The following is a 22,263-nucleotide window of genomic DNA, read 5'->3' on the forward strand; positions in this document are numbered from 1 at the left end:
GTGCTGCGCTCAGTTGCCCGAACCGCGCGCAATACGGCGCTGCTTCACCGCTTGCGCGAGTCCTTCGAGCACGCCCACGCTTTCGTCCCAGCCGATGCATGCATCGGTGATGCTCTGGCCATAGGTCAGCTCGCAGCCTTCCTTCAGGTCCTGGCGGCCCGCCACGAGGTGCGACTCCACCATCACGCCGACGATGCGCTCGTCGCCCGCCGCCACCTGGCGGCCAATATCGGCGCACACGGGAATCTGGTTCTCGTGCTTCTTCGAACTGTTCGCGTGGCTCGCGTCGATCATGAGGCGCGCGGCGAGACCCGCCTTGCCGATATCGCTGCATGCGGCGTCCACACTTTCCGCGTCGTAGTTCGGCGTCTTGCCGCCACGCAGAATCACATGGCAGTCCTCATTGCCCGCGGTCGAGACGATGGCCGAGTGGCCGCCCTTCGTCACCGAGAGGAAATGGTGCGGCTGCGACGCGGCTTTGATCGCGTCCACGGCGATCTTCACGTTGCCGTCCGTGCCGTTCTTGAAGCCGACCGGGCACGACAACCCCGAAGCCAGCTCGCGGTGCACCTGCGATTCCGTTGTGCGCGCACCGATCGCGCCCCACGAGATCAGGTCGGCGATGTACTGCGGGCTGATCATGTCGAGGTATTCGGTGCCGGCGGGCAGGCCCAGCTCGTTGATGGAGACGAGCAGCTCGCGCGCGGTGCGCAGACCGTCGTTGATCTTGAAGCTGTTGTCGAGGAACGGGTCGTTGATGAGGCCCTTCCAGCCCACCGTCGTGCGCGGTTTCTCGAAGTACACGCGCATCACGATCTCGAGCTCGTTCTTGAAGCGCTTGCGCTCTTCCACAAGCTTCTTCGCGTAGTCGACCGCGGCCTTGGTGTCGTGAATCGAGCACGGCCCGATGATGACGATCAGGCGGTCGTCCATGCCGTGCAGGATGCGGTGCATGGCGCGGCGCGATTCGAAGATCAGCGTGGAGGCGGCTTCCGAGCAGGGGAATTCGCGGATCAGGTGAGCGGGCGGCGTGAGTTCCTTGAGTTCGCGAATGCGGACATCGTCGGTGTTGTGCGGGGGCATGGTCGTTTTCTCCTGATCCTCGGTGCGTAGCGTGCGTCGTTCCGACGGTGCTTCAAATTCGGTTAGATGAAGGTGCGGCTCGAAAGTAAGGGCGAAAAAAAACCGCCAGGCTTGGCTGGCGGTTTCTCGTGTGTTCGGGGTCCTGCGCGTACTATCAACCCTCTCGATCCGCCAGCGGTCTGAGATACCAAAAGAAGTAAAAATAAAACTTCGTGGCGAACATGGCGGTCTTGTCTGAACGTTCGTTACGTCGAAAGGGTGACTGCCTTTATAACCCGGCCATCTCGTGGCTGGCAAGCGGGGTGCGGTAAAAAAGCGGACTATCTGCGTAAAAAATGACTCATGTGCAGAAAATCCGCACGTTGATGCGGAATTTCCGCATCGACGTGCATGGAATGCGCGCAGGCAAAAGCCTTAAACCGTGCCGCCCACCGTCATGCGGTCGATACGCAGCGTCGGCTGACCCACGCCCACCGGCACGCTCTGGCCCTCCTTGCCGCACACGCCCACGCCCGAATCCAGGCGCATGTCGTTGCCGATCATGCTCACGTACTTGAGCGATTCCGGGCCGCTGCCAATGAGCGTCGCGCCCTTCACGGGGTAGGTGATCTTGCCGTTCTCGATCATGTAGGCTTCGGAGGCCGAGAACACGAACTTGCCGTTCGTGATGTCCACCTGGCCGCCGCCGAAGTTCACGGCATACAGGCCATTCTTCACCGAGCCGAGGATTTCCTGCGGGTCCTTGTCGCCGTTGAGCATGTACGTGTTGGTCATGCGCGGCATGGGGAGCGCCGCGTACGACTCGCGGCGCGCGTTGCCCGTTACGGGCATCTTCATGAGGCGCGCGTTCAGCGAGTCCTGAATGTAGCCCTTGAGAATCCCGTCTTCGATCAGCGTCGTGCACTGCGTGGGGTTGCCTTCGTCGTCGATATTGAGCGAGCCGCGGCGGTTAGGCAGCGTGCCGTCGTCGACCACGGTCACGCCCTTCGCGGCTACCCGCTCGCCAATGCGCCCGGCGAACGCCGACGAGCCCTTGCGGTTGAAGTCGCCTTCGAGGCCGTGGCCGATCGCCTCGTGCAGCAGCACGCCGGGCCAGCCCGGGCCGAGCACGACGGTCATCGCGCCGGCCGGCGCCGGGCGTGCTTCGAGGTTCACGAGTGCGGCGTGCACGGCGTCGTCCACGTACTTCGACAGGATGTCGTCGGTGAAATAGCTATATTCGTAGCGGCCGCCGCCGCCGCCGTTGCCGATTTCGCGGCGGCCGTTCTGCTCGGCGATCACCGTGACCGACACGCGCACCAGCGGGCGGATGTCGGCGGCAAGCGCGCCGTCGCTGCGTGCGACGAGCACCACGTCGTACTCGCCCGCAAGCGCGGCCATGACTTGCGTGATGCGCGGATCGCGCCCACGCGCCATCTCTTCGATGCGCTCGAGCAGCTTCACTTTTTCGGTGGCCTCGAGCGAACTCAACGGGTCGGAGGGCAGGTACAGATCGCGGCCCGCAATGCCCGTGAGCGACTTGGCCACCTGGATTTTCTGCTTGCCGCCGCCGGACCTGGCGATCGAGCGCGTGGCGATGGCCGCCTGGCGGATCGCTTCGGGCGAGAGGTCGTCGGAGTAGGCGAAAGCGGTGCGCTCGCCGGACACGGCGCGCACGCCGACACCCTGGTCGATGCTGAAGCTGCCCGACTTGACGATGCCTTCCTCGAGGCTCCAGGCCTCGCTGCGCGTGGTCTGGAAGTAGAGGTCGGCGTAGTCGATGCGATGCGTGAAGATCTCGCCGAGCGTGCGCGTGAGCACTGCTTCGTCGAGGCCGTAGGGCGTGAGGAGCAGGTCCTTCGCGGTCGCCAGATTGCGGATGCCGGGTTCGATGATGTTCATGCGCTCTGTGGGATCAATCGATAAAGTCTGTCAATGGAGATTCGGGCGCGGTGCTGCGAAATCAAGCGCCTTAACTGTAGAACTCGCGTGGAATTCGATGATGTTCATTCGCGGGGCCAGTCGTCGCGTGCGTTGCATGCATTGTGCGTCACGCGCAGTCGAGCACGCGGTGCCGCCACGCCGGAAGGCTCGCGCGCACGCTGGCGATGCGTTCGAGGTCGATGTCGCCGGCCACCACGCCCGCGCCTTCGTCGCGCACGTCGACGATCTCGCCCCACGGGTCGATCAGCATGCTGTGGCCCCACGTGCGGCGGCCGTTTTCGTGCGTGCCGCCTTGCGCCGCGGCCAGCACGTAGCACTGGTTCTCGATCGCGCGGGCGCGCAGCAGGATCTCCCAGTGGGCGCGGCCGGTGGTGTAAGTGAACGCTGAAGGCACGACCATCAGCGCGCAGTCTCCCATGCGCCGATACAGCTCGGGAAAGCGCAGATCGTAGCAGACCGACAGGCCGACCCGGCCAAACGGCGCCTCGAACGTGCGCACCTCGGCGCCGGGCCGGATCGTGCGCGCTTCATCGAATGATTCGGCGCCTTTTTCGAAATTGAAGAGGTGAATCTTGTCGTAGCGCGCGCGTTCCTCGCCGCTCGGGTCGAACACGAGCGTGGTATTAAGCACGCGCGTGTCTTCGGGCGCTTTCAGCGGCAAGGTGCCGCCGATCACCCACACGTCGTGGCGCCTCGCCGCATCAGCGAGAAAACGCTGAACGGGGCCGTCGCCGTGCGGCTCGCGAATCGCGAGCTTGTCGCTGTCCTTGTGACCCATGAAACAAAAATATTCGGGCAGCAACACGAGGCGTGCGCCCGCGGCGGCGGCCTCGGCGATCAGCTTGTCCGCTTCGGCGAGATTGCGCTCGCGATCGGGCGTGCTGACCATCTGCAGCGCGGCGACGCGAAACGGGTCGAGGGGGGGAGCGCTCATCGGCAGATCTTGAAGGGGTTCGGGGTGCATGGCGCGCATACCGCGTGCCCATGGCGCAGCACACCTGGCGGCAACTCAGTGCGCAATTCAGTGCACTGCGGCCGGCGTCTGCGCGTCCATCTTACCCTGATCGCCATGCAGCCGCTCGACGTGCGGTTTGGCCCACGGGCCCGTGATCGCGAAGTCCATCGCGAACGCGTGCTCGAGCGTCTGCGAGAGCACGACGTCGCCGATCAGCGCGCCGAGGCCGAAGAGCGGATTGATGATGGCCGCCGCGATCACGCCCGCGCCCGCGCTGACCGTCGGCACCACGTGGACGCGCAGGTCCTGGGTTTCGTGCGCGAGGTCGACGCTGCCCGCCATCGTCGCGCGCCCGGGGGCGGTGACGAGCTTGAAATCGTTAGTGCTGCCGATGCCGTTCTGGATCTGCGCGGTGGCCGTCGCGCTCGTGAAGGGCAGGCCTTCGCCGATGATGTCGCGGAAGTCCGTCGTGACGAAGCGCGCAAGGCTTTGCAGGCTCAACACGCCAAGCAGCCTCGCCACGCCCGGATCGACCTTGAGGATCTGGCCGTGATGCAGGTCGAGCGTGAGGTTGCCGTTGAGCGACGGGAAGTCGATGCGCGTGGGGCCGCCTTGCCATTCCAGGTTGCCCGAGAGCGTGCCCGTGCCGTTCTTGAGCACGTGCGGCCTGCCGGCGCGTACGAGCAGCGCGCCGGCGTCCTTGATGTCGAGATGGAAGTCGAGCGCCGTGCGGCGCGGCGTTTGCATGCCGGCGGCGGCCGAGTCGTCGCCGGCTGCCGTGTCGCCCACCGCGCGCCAGTTTTCCGTGGCGGTGAGGTGCGCGTCCGGGTTGCTGATGTCGAGCTGGTCGAGTTGCCAGACCGGCACGCCGTTGTCGTCGAAGTTGTGCGCGTTCACCTGGAGGCGGCCGAGATCGCGGTCGCGCACGATGAGCTGGTTCACGACGAGGTCGATCGACGGCATGTTCTGCGCGGGCTGCGACATCGCCTGGCCGAGCAGGTCGTTTTCGGTGGCGGCGGGCACGGTGAGGCGCGCGAGCCGTGCTTCGAGCGTGCCAGGCGCGCCCGGCACGGCGCCCGGCTTCCACGAGACGTGGCCCGAGACCTGGTTGGAGGCGACGTTGGCCTGCCATTCGTTGCCGCGCTCGCCGGTGCGCGATGCGCCGAGCACGACGTTCTCCCAGTGGCGCTTGAGCAGCGTGAGCGTGCCGACGTGGACCGCGAAGCGCGACGGCAGGAACTGGCCGACCGCGCCGTTGGGCGCGAGCGGTGACGAGGCTGCGGCCGGCGCGGCCGCCGTGGTTGCCGATGCCGGGCTTTGCGGTGCGGCAGTGGCGGCGGCGGGGTTCTCCGCTTCCGATTCGGAGGCTGCGCCCGGAGCCGCGTTTTGAGCCATCCGCTCGGCCGCTCTTTCTGCGGCGGTTCGCGGCGGGGGAACCGGCGCCTGGACACCGCTCGCCGCCGCGCTCGCAGCTGTCGAGCCCTGGGGCTGCGCCGCTGCGGTCCCGCGCAACTGCTGCACCACGGCGCGCCAGGCGTCGGCGTCGAAGGTGGGCAGATCGACGGCGGCGGTCACGCCTTCCGAGGGCAGATCTGCCGGGCGGTTCATCCCGATCGCGCCGCGCACCACTTCCGGTACGTGACCCGGATGGCGGCGCATCACGTAACGCGCGGCAAGCGGCCCGAGCGTGAGTTCTGCGTGTTCGAAGGCGGCGTCGCCGGCCCTGGCATCGGTGCCGATGGCGGATTCGGCGGGCACACCCGTGCCCGGCTGCAATTCGAAGTTCAGCGGCATCGGCGTGCCTGCCGCCTTGCCGAACGGCGCGGGCAGGTCGAGCGCGAGGCCGGTGAGATCGGCGTTGGCCCTCACGTCGGGCAGGCGGCCGCGCTGGCCGGCCACCGAAAGCGAGTAGGGCGCCGCGCCCGAAAGGCGTCCGAGCGCCGCCGCCGCCATGCCATGCAGATTCAGGCCACGCGCCGCATCGACCGCGACGTCGCCGGCCACGTCCACCTTATAGTGCCCGTCGTCGCGCATGCCGCCGCTGGCGCGCAGATCGCCGCCGAGAAAGCGCGCCGTGAGCCGGTCGACATTGGCGCTGTGGTTCGTGAAGCGCACCCGGCCGGTGAGGTTCGAAACGGGCGGCACGTTGTTCGCGGTGAGCGTGTTGTTCTCGAAGCCGATGGCGCCCGCGAGCAGCACCTTCGGCATCGGATGGCGCGGGATCGTGAGCTTGAGCGCGAGCGTGGACTGCCCTTGCGCGCGCACCTTCGCGGTGGCGTGCTTCGAGATGTAGCCGATCGAGCTGTTGTCCGCGTAGTCGAGCAGGTCCGCGAGCGGACCGCGCCCGCTGCCCTCGATCACGATATCGGAGCCCTTGACGCCCAGCTCCTCGATGCGCCCGCTCACGTTGCGCAGCACGAAGTTGCGGTAGTGGCCTCGATCGACGTCGAAGCGCAGCTTGTTCTCATGCATCTTGAACACGCCGTCGATGCCGTCGAACGCCGGCCAGACGTTTGGCGCACCGTTGCGCATCTTGCGCGGCGGGAACGGCGACGGGTCGAAGCGCCCGCCCGTGAACGGCGCGACGATGCGGAACTGGCCAGCGTCGGGGTCGCGCGAGTAGGGGAATTTGGTGAGGTCGCCGTGAATCTCGATCGTCGCGCCTTTCGAGCGCCCCGCCTGCAAGCCGTGGCCGAGGTAGATGCGCGTCTTCTCGCTGATGGCGGTGGGCAGGTAACGCGGGATGGCCTTGACCTTGGCCTCGTCGAAATGGGCGACGAGGTCGAGCGAGCCGCGCCCTTTGCCGGGATTCGTGTAGTGCGCGGTCATCTTCGCGCGCGCGTCGGCGTTCTCGATAGCCAGGCTCGCGACATCGACGGTGAACGCCTTCATCCGGTTGCCGGGCTCGCGCTCGGCGGCCACGGCCCATTTGGCCGCGCCGTAGAGCCGGTCGAGCGTGAGGCGCGGATTGTCGAACACGCCGGGCAGCGTGATGGCGACATTGTCCGTGTCGAGGTCGATGGTGCCGTGCGACTCGTCGGCGTCGATGTGCCCCCACAGGTTCTCGACCCCCGGCAGGCCCGCGCGCGGGTGACCGCGCGGCGTGAGGCCCGGCCCCGGCTCCTGCGCGTTCACGCTGATACCCTGCAGGTCGCCCTTGAAGCGATAGTGGGTGACCGGCTCGACGCTCGTGGAGCGCTGCTCGGCGGCCGCTTCGCCCGACTCGGGCTTCGCGCGTTCGAGGGAGAGATCGTAGTTCGCCACCAGCCCGCGCGGGTCGAAGCGCACGAGCGCGCCCTGCACGCGCCCGGGCAGCGGCAACGCGCGCATGAACTCGGCGAGGATGCCGAGATCGATGCGGTCGCCGTGCACGCTCATGAGCTGGCCGTGCTGGAGCGTTTGCTCGCGAAAGCGCGCGTCGAGCGTTGTGAGGGCGAGCGAGCGCGTGAGCGGCGTGCCGTCCTCGAGCGGCGGTTGGCCCAGTTCCGCGTGCATGTCGCGCAGCTTGAGCGAGTAGTCGCCGGGCTGGATGCCCATGCTCCAGTGGAAGCTCGCGACCGGCATGTCGAGCAGCGGCTGGGTGGCACGCGTGCGCAGCGATATGTTTGCGCCTTCCAGCGCGCCGCTCGCCTCGAGGATGTGCCCATTGGCGAAGTGCGCCCAGATCGAGTTGTCGATGCGCCCGGCGTAGGTGGCGATCGGGAAGCTGATGTAGCGCGAGAGCGTGGGCAGATCGACGGGGCCGGTCGAGAGGTAGGTGTCGCCCGTCCAGCTGATCGGCTTGCCGGCCTGTGCGAAGTGCGCGTGCGTGAAGTGCGCGCGGAAGTCGAGCGGGCCGTGCAGCACGGTGCCCTCGGCCGGCGCCTGGAGCGCGACGCGGTGATCGTAGCCGTCGTTGAGAATCGCGAGGCGGATGTGCGAGAGCGCGAGGTCGGGCACGTCGCGCGTGGCGTCGTGCCAGCGCAGCGTGCCGCCGCGCAGCACGATGGCCTGCTGGCGCATAAGCCACGTCGTGAAGGTGGCGTTGCCCGTGTGTGCCGTGGGCACCGGCACGCCCGCCACGGTGAGCGTACCGTCGTCCTCGCGCGCGATGTGCACGTCGGGCTGCTCGACCACGATGCTCGAGAGCAGCGGTTCTAGCAGCACGACCGAGCGCCACGATACCGAGGCCGTGGCGTGCGGCACGTCGAGCGCGATGTTGCCGTAGCGGTCGCGAATCGTCAGATCAGTGACGTCGATGCCGGGCTGGAAGCCCGACCAGTGCGGGCCGAGCTTGCCGATGCGGAACTCGGCGTGAATCTTCGAGGAGACCAGCTGCTCGATGCGCGGACGGAAGTTGTCCACGTACGGCAGCACGACGTAGCGCAGCCCGAGCAGCAGGACCGAGACGATGAAATACAGGACGAGCGCGATGATCGCCAGCACGCGCAGCGTCTGGCGCAGTACCGGGTGATGATGGTGCGGACCCCCTGGCTCGGTAGCCTGGCTGGCATGTCCAGATTGGGGTAGGCCGGCGTGATCGTTTCGCTCGGACATGCTGCGGCGGGTGGGGTATGGTAGCGTTGCGTTCTAACGACGAAATGTATCACAGAGGGCCGCCAGAACGCCCATCCGGGGAAGCCGGGATGGCCGCGCGGCGCGTGACACGCATGATTTTTTGCACTGCGGCGGCTATGCCGGACGCATCGGCGAGGCGGATCGCGAGAGCCGGTGGGCGGTGCGCGCGTGGCGCGGGGCGAACCCTCGCAGTCGAGCCATCGGTATCGGCATCGTCACACTGGCATCGTCATCAACCCAGGCGCGCGACACGACAGCGAGCCTTCCCGGCAAGCAGCACTTCATGACCGACATCCCTCTTCTGAGTTCCAGCTATTCCCGTTATGCAGCACGTGCTTACGCCGCGCGTCCCGAACTGACGGCGCAGGTCGAGGCGCTGGCCGCCGCGCCGCTCTCGCGCGAACGCATCGTCGCGCGGCTCGACGCGTTGAGTGGGCAACTGCTCGCCGAAGCAAACGCCGCACCCGGCGCAGCGCTGGGCGACGAGCGGTTGAAGAAGGTCCTGCGCCAGCTGCGCGTGGAAGTGACCTGCGCCGTGATGGAGCGGGATCTCGGCGGCGTGGCCGACGTCGCCGAAGTGACCGGCAGCATGACCGATCTGGCCGAAGTCACGATCCAGCGCGCGCTCGCCTGCGTGAGCGCCGACCTCGAGACGCTCTTCGGCGAGCCGCGCGGCCCGGGCGGCGAGCGCCTCACGCTCGGCGTGGTGGGTATGGGCAAGCTGGGCGGGCGCGAGCTGAACGTTTCGTCCGACATTGACCTGATCTTCGTCTACGAGGACGACGGCGAAACCACGGGCGGCCAGCGCTCGCCCATCGCCACGCAGGACTTCTTCACGCGCGTGGGCAAGCGCCTGATCGCCGCGCTGAGCGACGTGACAGCCGATGGCTTCGTGTTTCGCGTGGACATGCGCCTGCGGCCGAACGGCGACTCCGGGCCGCTCGTGTGCAGCCTCGGCATGCTCGAAGAGTACTTCTACGTGCAGGGCCGCGAGTGGGAGCGCTACGCGTGGATCAAGGGGCGGCTCGTTTCCGAGGACGAGAGCGACAGCGCGCTGCGTCTTGCACGCCAGCTCGATTCGCTCGTGAAGCCCTTCGTTTACCGGCGCTATCTGGACTTTGGCGTGATCAGCGCGATCCGCTCGCTGCACGTGCAGATCCGCCAGGAAGCACAGCGGCGCGCCATGATGCGCCCCGACAAGGCCGACGACATCAAGCTCGGGCGCGGCGGGATTCGCGAGATCGAGTTCAGCGCCCAGGTGTTCCAGCTCATACGCGGCGGCCAGGACGCGGGCTTTCGCGTGCGCCCGACGCTCGCCGTGCTCGGCTACGCCGCCGCGCGCGGACTGATCGCGTCGGAGGTTTGCGGCGAGCTGACGCGCGCCTACAACTTTCTGCGCGACCTCGAGCATCGCCTGCAGTACCGCGACGACGCGCAAACGCACGCCATGCCCGTCGATGCCGAGGAGCGCGCCGCGCTCGCGAAGTCGCTGGGCTTTGCCGACTACGCCGCGCTGATGACGACGCTCGATGGCCACCGCGACAACGTCGAGCGCCAGTTCGTGCAGATCTTCTCCGACAAGATGGGCGGCGAGGGCGGCTGCGGTGCGTCCGAAGACGGCGCGGCGGCATGGGTCTGGAGCGGCGCCCTCATGGAAGAGGGCGCCGAAGGCTCGTTGCTCGAACGTCTCACGGAACTGGGCATCGACGACCCCGCGCCGCTGCTCGCGCGCCTGCGCGGACTCTGGCAGTCGGCGCGTTACGCGGGGCTGCCCGAGAAGAGCCGTGAGCGCTTCGACAGCGTCGCACAGCGCGCGCTCGAAGCCGCGCGCACGCTCGAGCCGCGCGAGCGCCGCGGCGACACGCTCGCGCGCATGTTCGACCTGCTCGAAGCCGTGATCCGGCGCGGCGCGTATCTCGCGCTGCTCACCGAATACCCAGATGCGCTCAGCCGTGTGCTCAAGGTGTTGGGCGGCTCTCGCTGGGCGGCGGGCTATCTGATCCGCCATCCGCAACTGCTCGACGAGCTGCTCGACGACGAGGCGGTTGCGTCGCCCTTCGACTGGCCCGAGTTCTTGCGCCTGTTGCGCGCACGGCTCGCCGCCGCCGCCGACGTCGAGCAGCGGATGGACCTGCTGCGCCACGCGCACCAGGCCGAGGTGTTCCGCATCCTGCTCAACGACCTGGCGGGGCGGCTCTCGGTGGAGCACGTGAGCGACCGGCTCTCCGAACTTGCCGACGCCGTGCTCGACGTGACCATCGAGACCGTCTGGAAGCAGTTCGCCAAACGCCATCGCGAGGTACCGCGCTTCGCGGCGATCGCTTACGGCAAGCTCGGCGGCAAGGAGCTGGGCTACGCGTCGGACCTCGACATCATCTTTCTGTACGAAGACGAGGACGAGCGCGCCTCGGAGATCTACGCGACCTTTGCGCGCCGCCTCATCACGTGGCTCACCACGGCCACTGGCGCGGGCACGTTGTTCGACGTCGATCTGCGCCTGCGGCCGAACGGCGAGTCGGGCCTGCTCGTGACCGACCTCGACGCGTTCCGCCGCTACCAGCTGCGCGAAGGGGACGCGGCGAACACGGCGTGGGTCTGGGAGCACCAGGCGCTCACGCGCGCGCGCTTCTCGGCCGGGGATGCGGCGATCGGCAGCGCCTTCGAGGCGATCCGCGTGCAGGTGCTGACCACGCCGCGCGACGCCGCGCCGCTCGCGAAGGAAATCGTGGAGATGCGCCAGCGCGTGGAAGATGGCCACCCGAACCGCACCGAACTTTTCGACCTGAAGCACGACCGCGGCGGCATGGTGGACATCGAGTTTCTCGTCCAGTACTGGGTGCTGCTGCACGCGGCGCAGGACCCCGAGCTGATCCGCAACACGGGCAATATCGCGCTGCTGCGCGAGGTGTCCCGCTTCGGGCTCATGAGCGAGGAGGAGGCCGAGACGATAGGCTCGGCGTACCGGCTTTATCGCAAGCTGCAGCACCAGTTGCGGCTCGACGGCATGGAGAAGGCGCGTGTCGATCCGGCGCGTGTGGAGCGCGAGCGCGAGGCCGTGCTGGCGTTGTGGAAGCGCGTGTTTGGGGAGCGGGGAGAGGCGTAGCGCGAGTGCGCTACGCGTCGATGGGCGGTGCGGCTGATGCGCCTCATGCGTGAGGCGCAGTCTCGATCACGCCGCCAACATCTCCTTCGCATGCCGCCTGGTCGTCGCGGTAATCTCCAGCCCGCCCAGCATGCGCGCGACTTCTTCCACCCGGCCGCCCTTGTCGAGCGGCGTGACGTCCGAGACCGTGCCGCCGTTGCCGTCGCCGGACTTCGCCACCTGGAAGTGGTGATCGCCGCGCGCCGCGACCTGCGGCAAATGCGTGACGCACAGCACCTGGCGTGCGCGCCCGAGCTGGTGCAGCAGGCGGCCCACCACTTCGGCTACGCCCCCGCCAATGCCCGTATCGACTTCGTCGAAAATCAGCGTGGGCGTGGGGCTCGCCGCGCTCGCGATCACGGCGAGCGCGAGGCTGATACGCGCGAGTTCGCCGCCCGATGCGATCTTCGCGAGCGGACGCAGCGGCACGCCGGCGTGGCCCGCCACGCGGAATTCGATCTGCTCCAGACCGTGCGCGCTGCCGATCGGCTCGCCGGTCGAGCTGCTGCCGAGCGCCACGAGCGCGACTTCGAAGCTGCCGCCCGCCATCGACAGTTCCTGCATGCCTTGCGTGACCGCCGTGCCGAGCGCCTTTGCCGCCTTGGCGCGCGCCTTCGAGAGCTGGCGCGCCTGCGCGAGATAGGCGTCCTGCGCCTTCTTCCCGGCGGCGCGCAGGCCGTCGAGATCGGACGCGGCGTCGAGCGCCGCGAGCTGCTGGCGGCGCGCCGCGTGTTCCTCGGGCAGCGTCTCGGCCGGCAGGCGGAACTTGCGCGCCGTCGAATGCAGCGCGTCGAGGCGCCGTTCGACCTGCGCGAGATGTTGCGGATCGAGATCGAGGCGTTGCGCGTAATGCGAGAGCGAGTAGGCCGCTTCCTGGATCTGGATCGCGGCCGGTTCGAGCGCGGCGAGCGCGTCGTCGAGCTCGGCGTCGACTTCGGCGAGAGAGCGCAGCTTCGAGACGATCGAGTTCAGCTGCGAGAGCATCGCCTCGTCGGATTCCGATAACGCCGCGAGCGCGCCTTGCACGCCTTCGATCAGGTTGGCCGAGTTCGAAAGCCGCACGTGCTCCGCGTTCACTTCTTCCCATTCGCCCGGTTGCGGCGCGAGCTTGTCGAGCTCGGCGAGCTGCCACGCGAGGCGCTCGCGCTCGAGCTGCAGCTCGCGGTCGCGCGACATGGCGCTTTGCAGTGCGAGACGCGCGTCGCGCGCGTCGCGCCACGCGCGCGTGACGGTGGCGGCGAGATCCGTGAGGCCTGCGTGCGTGTCGAACAGTTCGCGCTGCGCGTCGGGGCGCATGAGCAGTTGGTGCGCATGCTGGCCGTGGATGTCCACGAGCATTTCGCCCAGTTCGCGCAGCTGCGCGAGCGTGGCGGGCGTGCCGTTGATGAAGGCGCGCGAGCGCCCGCCGCTGTCCACCACGCGGCGCATCATGACCGTGTGTTCGCCGTCGCCGTTCGTGAGCGCCTGCTCGTCGAGCCAAAGCGCGGCATGCGGGGGCACATCGAACTCGGCGGTGATGTCGGCGCGGCTCTCGCCCGTGCGCACGACGCTCGCGTCGGCGCGCGTGCCGAGCGTGAGGGCGAGGGCGTCGATCAGGATCGACTTGCCCGCGCCCGTTTCGCCGGAAAACACGGTGAAGCCGCTATCGAATTCGAGGTCGAGCGCGGCGACGATCACGAAGTCGCGAATCGAGAGATGGCGAAGCATGGCGTCTGGTTCTGCTTTTTTGGTTGGCTTTAATGACCGTGGGGCTGCTGGCTGCATGGCGACGCACGCGCGCGCTTCACGCGAAGACGCGGGTTTCAGTCCTCCGGATCGCCCTGCAGCGAGGGGTGCTCGTTCCAGTGCAGCTTCTTGCGCAGCGTGCGGTAGTAGCTGTAGCCGACCGGGTGCAGGAAGGGCACGGTGTGGCGCGAGCGGCGCACCTCGATCACGTCGTTCAGCTCCAGCGCCGTGAACGACTGCATGTCGAAATTCACGTTGACGTCGCGGCCCGCCACGATCTGGATGCTCACCTTGCAGTCGTCGGGCAGCACGATCGGGCGGTTCGAGAGCGCGTGCGGCGCGATCGGCACGAGCACGATGCCTTGCAGCTGCGGATGCAGGATCGGCCCCTGCGACGAGAGCGCGTACGCGGTCGAGCCCGTGGGCGTCGCGACGATCAGACCGTCGGAACGCTGGTTGTACATGAAGCGGCCATCGACGTTCACGCGCAGTTCGGCCATGCCCGAAAAGCCGCTGCGGTTCACGACCACGTCGTTGAAGGCGAGCGCGTGGTAGATCGGGTCGCCGTCGCGCGTGATGCGCGACTCCAGCAGCGAGCGTTCCTCGCGCTCAAACGAGCCCGCCAGCAGTTGCGGCACGACCTCCTGCATCTCGGAGAACGCGATGTCGGTGATGAAACCGAGCCGCCCGTGGTTGATGCCGATGAGCGGCGTGCGGTAGGGCGCGAGCTGGCGGCCGATGCCGAGCATCGTGCCGTCGCCGCCGAGCACGACGGCCACGTCCGCGCGCGCGCCGATTTCGGCCGGCTGCAGCGCCGGATAGCCTTGCGCGCCGATTTCCTCTGCGGTCTGCGCTTCGAACACGACCTCGAAGCCGCGCTTCGAAATGGTCTGGGCGAGCGCCGTCAGCGGCTCGGCAATGCCTGGCGTATTGTTGCGCCCAACGAGCGCAACCGTCTTGAACTGGCTCTGGATCTTCTGGATCTGCATGCCGGCATTACACCATAGTCAGGTCACGAAAAGAACCTGGCGCAAGCCGGGTGCGGGCCGCCAGGCCTTGCGCGCCGCGCCCTCCAACCCGAAGCCGGTGACACGGCGATGACAACGCGCGTTGTGCCGGGCGAGGGGACGTGCGATGTGTCGTGCAATCCGCCGTGCGACGGCGGCCGATACCGGTCCGCCCCGCCCTGCGCGCAGGCCCGCCGGGCCCGGCCTGGCGGCGCACTCGCAGCCAACCCGCCATTAGGCTAAAATTTTGAGTCATGCTAGATCCTCGCGCACAAACCCTCCTCAAGACGCTGATCGAGCGCTACATCGCCGAAGGTCAGCCGGTCGGCTCGCGCACGCTGTCGCGCTATTCCGGCCTGGAGTTGAGTCCGGCGACGATCCGCAACGTCATGTCGGACCTCGAGGAGCTGGGTCTCGTGTCCAGCCCGCATACCTCGGCCGGGCGTGTGCCCACGCCGCGCGGCTATCGCCTGTTCGTCGACACCATGCTCACCGTCGAGCCCAGCTCCGACGACGACGCGCTCACGCGCGCGGTGAAGACCACGCTGCGCCCCGGCGAGCCGCAGAAAGTGGTGGCGGCGGCCGCCAGCGTGCTCTCGAACCTCTCCCAGTTCGCGGGCGTGGTGCTGACGCCCCGGCGCAGCCACGTGTTCAAGCAGATCGAGTTCATGCGCCTGTCCGACAAGCGCATCCTGCTCATCATCGTGACGCCCGAAGGCGACGTGCAGAACCGGATCATGGCGACGCAGCGCGACTTCACGCCTTCCGAGCTCATCGAAGCCTCGAATTACATCAACGCGCACTTCGCGGGCCTGTCGTTCGACGAGGTGCGCCGCCGCCTGCGCGAGGAAATCGACGCGCTGCGCGGCGACATGACCACGCTCATGCACGCGGCCGTGACCGCGAGCACCGAAGAGCCCGAAAGCGGCGACACCTTGCTCATTTCCGGCGAGCGCAACCTGCTCGAAGTGGCCGACCTTTCCTCGGACATGGCGCGCCTGCGCAAGCTCTTCGACGTGTTCGACCAGAAAACCAGCCTGCTGCAGCTGCTCGACGTCTCGAGCCACGCGCAGGGCGTGCAGATTTTCATTGGCGGCGAGTCGCAACTCGTGCCGATCGAGGAAATGAGCGTAGTAACGGCTCCCTACGAGGTGAACGGCAAGATCGTTGGCACGCTCGGCGTGATCGGGCCGACGCGCATGGCGTACAACCGGGTGATCCCGATCGTCGACATCACTGCGCGCCTGCTCTCGCTCACGCTCAGCCAGAACTGAGCGCCGCATCGGGCATACCGGCATCGGGCATACCGGCATCGGGCATACCGGCATCGGGCACACCCGCCTTTCCGACGATCATCCCCGCAAGGCGTGGCGCGCGCCATCGGCCGAATGGCCAACGCGCCGTGAGTCGCTGCGTCGCGGCTCCGGTTTGGCCCGCCAGGACCGCCCGCTATAATGCTTGTTTCATGCAACCGTTGCTGCGCGTTCGCGCGGCGCCACTGATCGCCTATGCGTTTCGACCTGGAGCGGCCTTCGCAGTCCGCCGCGGCGCATCGCGTCGCCGTGCTGCTCATCAACCTGGGTACGCCGGACGCGCCCACGCCGCGCGCCGTGCGCCGCTATCTCGCGCAGTTTCTCTCCGATCCGCGCGTGGTCGAGATTCCGGCGCCGGTCTGGCAGGTCATCCTGCGCGCGCTGATCCTGCCGTTTCGCGGCCGTTCGTCGGCCAAGAAGTACGCGGCGGTCTGGACGCCCGAGGGTTCACCGCTGCGCGTGCACACGCAGAAGCAGACCGACGGCCTGCGTCATCTGCTGCAGATCAACGACTACACGGTCCTCGTCGATTACGCGATGCGCTACGGCACGCCCGACATCCCGGCGATACTGAACCAGCTCAAGCTGGCGGGCGCGGAACGCATCCTGCTCATGCCGATGTACCCGCAGTACTCGGCGTCGACTACGGCCACGGCGTTCGACGCGGCCTTTGCCGCGCTGCGCCGCATGCGCAACCAGCCGGAAATCCGCACGGTGCGCGGCTATCACGACCATCCGGCGTATATCGCGGCGCTCGCGGCCCAGGTGCATCAGTACTGGCACGCGCACGGCAAACCCAATTTCGCGGCGGGCGACCGGCTCGTGCTGAGTTTTCACGGCGTGCCGAGCCGTACGCTCGATCTGGGCGACCCGTACCACGACCAGTGCCAGCAAACGGCCACGCTCCTCATGCACGCGCTGGAGTTGACGCCGGTCGAGTGCCGGGTGACGTTCCAGTCGCGCTTTGGGCGGGCGCAGTGGCTCCAGCCGTACACGGCGCCCACGCTGCGGGAACTGGGCGCGGGTGGCGTGCGCCGTGCGGACGTGTTCTGCCCCGGTTTCACGGCGGATTGCCTTGAAACCATCGAGGAAATCGGCATGGAAGTGCGCGACGAGTTCCTGCACGGCGGCGGCAAGGAGTTTCACCGCATTGCGTGCCTGAATGCCTCGCCGGCGTGGATCGCGGCGCTAGGCGAGATTGTTGCGCAGCACCTGCAGGGCTGGCCCGTGCAGGCCGCAGCGCCAGCTGGCGCAGTGGCCTGACCGAGCGGGCAGAGCGTGAACTGAGCGTGAACTGAGCGGCGCATCCGGAAAGCTTCTGATGAACTACAAGATTTCGACTGAACCTGGCGCGCGGCTGCGCATCGACAAATGGTTATGGGCGGCGCGCTTCTTCAAGACGCGCTCGCTGGCCTCGGACGCCGTGGGCAAGGGGCATGTGCGCATTGGCGGCGACGCCGTGAAGGCGTCGAAGGACGTGCGCGTGGGTGACCTCGTCGAAATCGAGATCGATCACGTGGTGTGGGAAGTGCGAGTGCTGGGGATTTGCGAGGTGCGCGGACCCGCGAGCATCGCGCAGACGCTTTATTCGGAAACCCAGGCCGGGCGCGAGAGGCGCGCGGCGGAGCAGGACCGGCGGCGGCTCTTTCGCGAACCGGCTGCCGTGTTGCAGGGCAGGCCGACCAAGCGCGACCGCCGCACTATCGACAAATTTTCGCGTGAGGGTTGAAGAGCGCTTCCATCGTAGCGTGCACGCCCCCGTATTCCGTCGTGTTTTCGTTCACGGCGCCCGACATGCAGATGGTCGTAGTTCCGGCGATGAGTACCAGCGCGACCACCGATATGGCAAAGGTCAGTTTCACGGTACTCCCCTTGGGATCGCAGCAAAACGGCCAGTTTCGAGGCCCGGTTAGCGTTTTTATGCGCGGGGATGCCGCTAAACAATGTGCTGACCGTGGGCCCATTCGGTGCGGTGCCGCGCTCAGGGTAAACGCGCCATGAGCAGCACCTGTTCTTGAGTGTAGGTCAGGGATGTCCCTTACTCAATTTCATTTTTGCGGCGCTGCAGTAGTGGTTGTTACACGCGATTTCGCGGCTTGGATCTCTGTATAAAAAAGCCGCGGGAGCCCCTTGAAACAAGCGATCCGGCACCCATGTGCTGTCGCAATGGACGAAGCCTCTGTCGCGTTGGCGCAACGGTCGTCCGCGCGGTAGAGCGGGTCGCGGAATGGCGCCCGAAGCTTTGTTCCCTTTTTCACTATTCAACGACGTTCAGCGACATGGAAAACACGCAAGAGAACCCGACGAGCCAGAACCCCACGCCCGCGGACGAGGCGTCGCAAGCAGCCCAGCCCCAAAAGGCTGACGCCGCCGAGCAGGCAGCCCAAGGCGGCGTGGACCAGAATGCTGCGGCGCCTGCCGAGGCCGCACTGGCCGAAGCCCAGCTTAACGAAGCCCGAGCGAAGGTCGCCGAATTGCAGGACGCCTTCGTCCGCGCCAAGGCCGAGACCGAGAATGTCCGACGCCGCGCGCAGGAAGACGTCGCCAAGGCGCACAAGTTCGCGATCGAAAACTTCGCCGAACATCTGCTGCCGGTAATGGACAGCCTCGAAGCCGCACTCAGCCATAACTCGGACGACCTCGCCAAGGTCAACGAAGGCGTCGAGCTCACGCTCAGGCAGCTGACCGGCGCGCTCGAGAAGGGCAAGGTCCTCGCCATCAACCCCGTGGGCGAGAAGTTCGATCCGCATCGTCACCAGGCCATCTCGATGGTGCCGTCCGAGCAGGAAGCGAACACGGTGGTCAGCGTGCTGCAAAAGGGCTATGTGATCGCCGACCGCGTGCTGCGTCCGGCGCTCGTGACCGTTTCGGCACCGAAGTAAGAAGAATGTAAGAAGCGCGGCGGCGTGAAGGAACCAAAAGGAACCCAAACGGCCCTGCGATTGAAAAAAATGATGGAACGCATAGCCCAAACCCCTTGAAATCGCCGTAGCGGCACTTATTTGGGCAGTAGTTCCGTATTGAAGTGGACGCCAGCCGCGCACAAGGGAAAACGCGGCTCGAGCAGGCAGTTACCTGCGCAGCGCGAAAGCGGCGTCCGCACAGCGACCAAAATCTGGAGATTTGACAAAAATGGGCAAAATCATTGGTATTGACCTCGGCACCACCAACTCGTGCGTGGCGCTGATGGAAGGCAATCAGGTCAAGGTGATCGAGAACTCGGAAGGCGCCCGTACGACGCCGTCGATCATCGCTTACATGGACGACAACGAAGTGCTGGTCGGCGCACCGGCCAAGCGCCAGTCGGTCACCAACCCGAAGAACACGCTGTACGCAGTCAAGCGCCTGATCGGCCGCCGCTTCGAAGAGAAGGAAGTGCAGAAGGACATCGGCCTGATGCCCTACAAGATCGTCAAGCACGACAACGGCGACGCCTGGGTCGAAGCGCATGGCTCGAAGCTCGCGCCGTCGCAGGTTTCGGCTGAAGTGCTGCGCAAGATGAAGAAGACCGCTGAAGACTACCTCGGCGAGCCGGTCACCGAAGCCGTGATCACGGTTCCCGCGTACTTCAACGACAGCCAGCGTCAGGCCACCAAGGATGCAGGCCGCATCGCCGGCCTGGAAGTCAAGCGCATCATCAACGAGCCGACGGCAGCCGCACTCGCGTTCGGTCTGGACAAGGCCGAAAAGGGCGACCGCAAGATCGCCGTATTCGACCTGGGCGGCGGCACGTTCGACATCTCGATCATCGAAATCGCGGACGTCGATGGCGAAATGCAGTTCGAAGTGCTCTCGACCAACGGCGATACGTTCCTCGGCGGCGAAGACTTCGACCAGCGCATCATCGATTACATCATCGGCGAGTTCAAGAAAGAGCAGGGCGTCGACCTCTCGAAGGACGTGCTCGCGCTGCAACGTCTGAAGGAAGCCGCTGAAAAGGCCAAGATCGAACTGTCGTCGGGCCAGCAGACCGAAATCAACCTGCCGTACATCACGGCAGACGCTTCGGGTCCGAAGCACTTGAACCTCAAGATCACGCGCGCCAAGCTGGAAGCGCTGGTCGAAGAACTGATCGAGCGCACCATCGAGCCGTGCCGCGTGGCGATCAAGGACGCAGGCGTGAAGGTCAGCGACATCGACGACGTGATTCTCGTCGGCGGCCAGACGCGTATGCCGAAGGTGCAGGAGAAGGTGAAGGAGTTCTTCGGCAAGGACCCGCGCCGTGACGTGAACCCGGACGAAGCCGTGGCCGTTGGCGCCGCGATCCAGGGCCAGGTTCTGTCGGGCGACCGCAAGGACGTGCTGCTCCTCGACGTGACCCCGCTTTCGCTCGGTATCGAGACGCTCGGCGGCGTGATGACCAAGATGATCAACAAGAACACCACGATCCCGACCAAGCACGCACAGGTCTACTCGACAGCGGACGACAGCCAGTCGGCCGTGACGATCAAGGTGTTCCAGGGCGAGCGCGAAATGGCAGCGGGCAACAAGCTGCTGGGCGAGTTCAACCTCGAAGGCATCCCGCCCGCACCGCGCGGCGTGCCGCAGATCGAAGTGACCTTCGACATCGACGCGAACGGCATTCTGCACGTCGGCGCGAAGGACAAGGCCACCGGCAAGGAAAACAAGATCACCATCAAGGCGAACTCGGGTCTGTCGGAAGCGGAAATCGAGAAGATGGTGAAGGACGCCGAAGCGAACGCGGAAGAAGATCACCGTCTGCGCGAGATTGCCGACGCGCGCAACCAGGGCGATGCGCTGGTTCACAGCACGAAGAAGGCCGTGGCCGAGTACGGTGACAAGATCGAAGCCAGCGAGAAGGAAGCGATCGAAGCCGCGCTGAAGGATCTGGAAGAAACGCTGAAGAGCTCGTCGGCTGACAAGGCGACGATCGAGGCGAAGGTCGAGACGCTTTCGACCGCGTCGCAGAAGCTCGGCGAAAAGATGTACGCCGACATGCAGGCACAGCAGGCAGGCGCGGCCGGTGCAGCCGGTGCGGGTGCCGCAGGTGGCGCGGGTGCTGCTGAGCAGGGCGCACAGAACAACGCCGACGACGTGGTCGACGCCGAGTTCAAGGAAGTCAAGAAGGACTAAGTCGGTTCGTGGCGTCATGACCGTTTTGCCTGATCAGCGCACGGTCGTGATCCGATGAAAGCGGCTACGAAAGCGGCCGCATCGGTTACGATGCGTGTCAGCATTGCAGCGCCTGGCGAGCCATCCGGCTCTCCGGGCACATTTGTTTTATGGAGGCCGTTCTCTTTCAGGGGCCGCCGCGGCGTGAGAAGCGCCCGCGCGGATGTTCGAAGGAACGGCAAACGGGTCACGAGATCCAGCATTCAAGAGGAGCCGGCGCGCGCCGTGAAGCGCGAGGCCGGCGTTGAACCGATATGGCGAAACGGGATTACTACGAGGTTCTGGGCGTCGCGAAGAACGCGAGCGACGACGAAATCAAGAAGGCGTATCGCAAGCTCGCGATGAAGCATCACCCCGACCGCAATCCGGACAACAAGGATGCGGAAGAGCATTTCAAGGAGGCCAAAGAGGCCTACGAAATGCTGTCGGACTCGCAAAAGCGCGCGGCTTACGACCAGTACGGCCACGCCGGTGTCGATCCGAACATGGGCGGCGCGGGCGCGCAGGGCTTCGGCGGTTTCGCGGACGCTTTCGGCGACATCTTCGGCGATATCTTCGGCCAGGCCGCTGGCGGCGGCCGCGGTGGCCAGCGCAGCGGCCCGCAGGTGTATCGCGGCGCGGACCTGCGCTACAGCATGGAAATCTCGCTGGAGCAGGCGGCGCACGGCTACGAGACGCAGATCCGCGTGCCGGGCTGGAGCGGCTGTGAAGTCTGTCACGGCTCGGGCGCGAAGCCCGGCACGAAGCCCGAAACCTGCCCGACCTGCCATGGTTCGGGTTCGGTGCGCATGTCGCAAGGCTTCTTCAGCATCCAGCAGACCTGCCCGAAGTGCCACGGCACGGGCTCGTACATTCCTGAACCCTGCACGAACTGCCACGGCGCAGGCAAGGTCAAGGAAACCAAGACGCTCGAAGTGAAGATTCCGGCGGGCATCGACGACGGCATGCGCATCCGCTCGGCCGGCAACGGCGAGCCGGGCATCAACGGCGGGCCGTCGGGCGATCTGTACGTCGAGATCCACATCAAGCAGCACGCGGTGTTCGAGCGCGACGGCGACGACCTGCACTGCCAGATGCCGATTCCGTTTACCACGGCGGCGCTTGGCGGCGAGATCGAAGTGCCAACGCTGGCGGGCCGCGCATCGTTCACGGTGCCTGAAGGCACGCAGTCGGGCAAGACGTTCCGTCTGCGCGGCAAGGGCATCAAGGGCCTGCGTTCGAGCATCGCCGGCGATCTGTATGTGCATGTCCAGGTGGAAACGCCGGTCAAGCTCACCGATCACCAGCGCGAGATGCTGCAGCAGTTCGAGAAGTCGCTCGTGGAAGGCGGTTCGCGCCACAGCCCGCAAAGCAAGAGCTGGTTCGACCGCGTGAAGAGCTTCTTCGACTGATGCGCTTTTCCGGCGACGCCATGCAGCAGCAGGT

The 22,263-nt window shown here is 66.5% G+C and carries 13 protein-coding genes; 7 read left to right on the forward strand and 6 right to left on the reverse strand.

The genetic code is table 11. The features are described 5' to 3' along the window. Positions 1–9: 9 nt before the first annotated feature. From aroG to M3A49_RS10095, 4 genes are all read right to left on the reverse strand, one after another. The gene (gene aroG / locus M3A49_RS10080) at positions 10–1,083 is read right to left on the reverse strand and encodes a 3-deoxy-7-phosphoheptulonate synthase AroG (RefSeq protein ID WP_266228557.1); all 1,074 of its coding nucleotides are present in this window, start codon (positions 1,081–1,083) and stop codon (positions 10–12) included. A gap of 414 nt (positions 1,084–1,497) precedes the next feature. Then, the gene (tldD, locus tag M3A49_RS10085; protein WP_254352391.1) at positions 1,498–2,964 is read right to left on the reverse strand and encodes a metalloprotease TldD; all 1,467 of its coding nucleotides are present in this window, start codon (positions 2,962–2,964) and stop codon (positions 1,498–1,500) included. A 148-nt stretch (positions 2,965–3,112) separates the two neighbouring features. Next, entirely contained in the window at positions 3,113–3,940 is an 828-nt protein-coding gene (locus tag M3A49_RS10090) for a carbon-nitrogen hydrolase family protein (protein WP_266228558.1), read from the reverse strand. Positions 3,941–4,027: 87 nt separating this feature from the next. Next, the gene (locus tag M3A49_RS10095) at positions 4,028–8,497 is read right to left on the reverse strand and encodes a YhdP family protein (protein ID WP_266228559.1); all 4,470 of its coding nucleotides are present in this window, start codon (positions 8,495–8,497) and stop codon (positions 4,028–4,030) included. A gap of 304 nt (positions 8,498–8,801) precedes the next feature. Between M3A49_RS10095 and glnE the strand changes: the two genes are divergently transcribed. Next, positions 8,802–11,621: a bifunctional [glutamate--ammonia ligase]-adenylyl-L-tyrosine phosphorylase/[glutamate--ammonia-ligase] adenylyltransferase gene (gene glnE / locus M3A49_RS10100; protein ID WP_266228560.1), complete on the forward strand. Its 2,820-nt coding sequence runs from the start codon at positions 8,802–8,804 to the stop codon at positions 11,619–11,621. A gap of 66 nt (positions 11,622–11,687) precedes the next feature. On the opposite strand, the gene recN is transcribed toward glnE, so the two are convergent. Continuing rightward, on the reverse strand, positions 11,688–13,367 hold the full coding sequence (gene recN / locus M3A49_RS10105; protein ID WP_266228561.1) for a DNA repair protein RecN: 1,680 nt from the start codon (positions 13,365–13,367) through the stop codon (positions 11,688–11,690). Between the two features lie 95 nt (positions 13,368–13,462). Then, on the reverse strand, positions 13,463–14,374 hold the full coding sequence (locus tag M3A49_RS10110; protein ID WP_254335435.1) for an NAD kinase: 912 nt from the start codon (positions 14,372–14,374) through the stop codon (positions 13,463–13,465). Between the two features lie 272 nt (positions 14,375–14,646). Here M3A49_RS10110 and hrcA point away from each other — a divergent pair, with 272 nt between their 5' ends. The 6 genes from hrcA (at position 14,647) to dnaJ (ending at position 22,229) form a co-directional block, all read left to right on the forward strand. Further along, positions 14,647–15,666 (forward strand): heat-inducible transcriptional repressor HrcA, encoded by a 1,020-nt coding sequence (gene hrcA / locus M3A49_RS10115; RefSeq protein WP_028202023.1) that lies wholly within the window; start codon positions 14,647–14,649, stop codon positions 15,664–15,666. Positions 15,667–15,900: 234 nt separating this feature from the next. Next, positions 15,901–16,968 (forward strand): ferrochelatase, encoded by a 1,068-nt coding sequence (gene hemH, locus M3A49_RS10120; RefSeq protein WP_266228562.1) that lies wholly within the window; start codon positions 15,901–15,903, stop codon positions 16,966–16,968. 58 nt (positions 16,969–17,026) lie between these two features. Beyond that, on the forward strand, positions 17,027–17,434 hold the full coding sequence (locus M3A49_RS10125) for an RNA-binding S4 domain-containing protein (protein WP_266228563.1): 408 nt from the start codon (positions 17,027–17,029) through the stop codon (positions 17,432–17,434). Between the two features lie 550 nt (positions 17,435–17,984). Continuing rightward, on the forward strand, positions 17,985–18,587 hold the full coding sequence (grpE, locus tag M3A49_RS10130) for a nucleotide exchange factor GrpE (RefSeq protein WP_266228564.1): 603 nt from the start codon (positions 17,985–17,987) through the stop codon (positions 18,585–18,587). A gap of 250 nt (positions 18,588–18,837) precedes the next feature. After that, positions 18,838–20,799 (forward strand): molecular chaperone DnaK, encoded by a 1,962-nt coding sequence (gene dnaK / locus M3A49_RS10135; RefSeq protein WP_254352383.1) that lies wholly within the window; start codon positions 18,838–18,840, stop codon positions 20,797–20,799. A 293-nt stretch (positions 20,800–21,092) separates the two neighbouring features. After that, on the forward strand, positions 21,093–22,229 hold the full coding sequence (gene dnaJ, locus M3A49_RS10140; protein WP_254352382.1) for a molecular chaperone DnaJ: 1,137 nt from the start codon (positions 21,093–21,095) through the stop codon (positions 22,227–22,229). Positions 22,230–22,263 lie beyond the last annotated feature (34 nt).

This window comes from Paraburkholderia sp. CNPSo 3076 (genome assembly GCF_026343935.1).
Lineage (GTDB): Bacteria > Pseudomonadota > Gammaproteobacteria > Burkholderiales > Burkholderiaceae > Paraburkholderia > Paraburkholderia nodosa.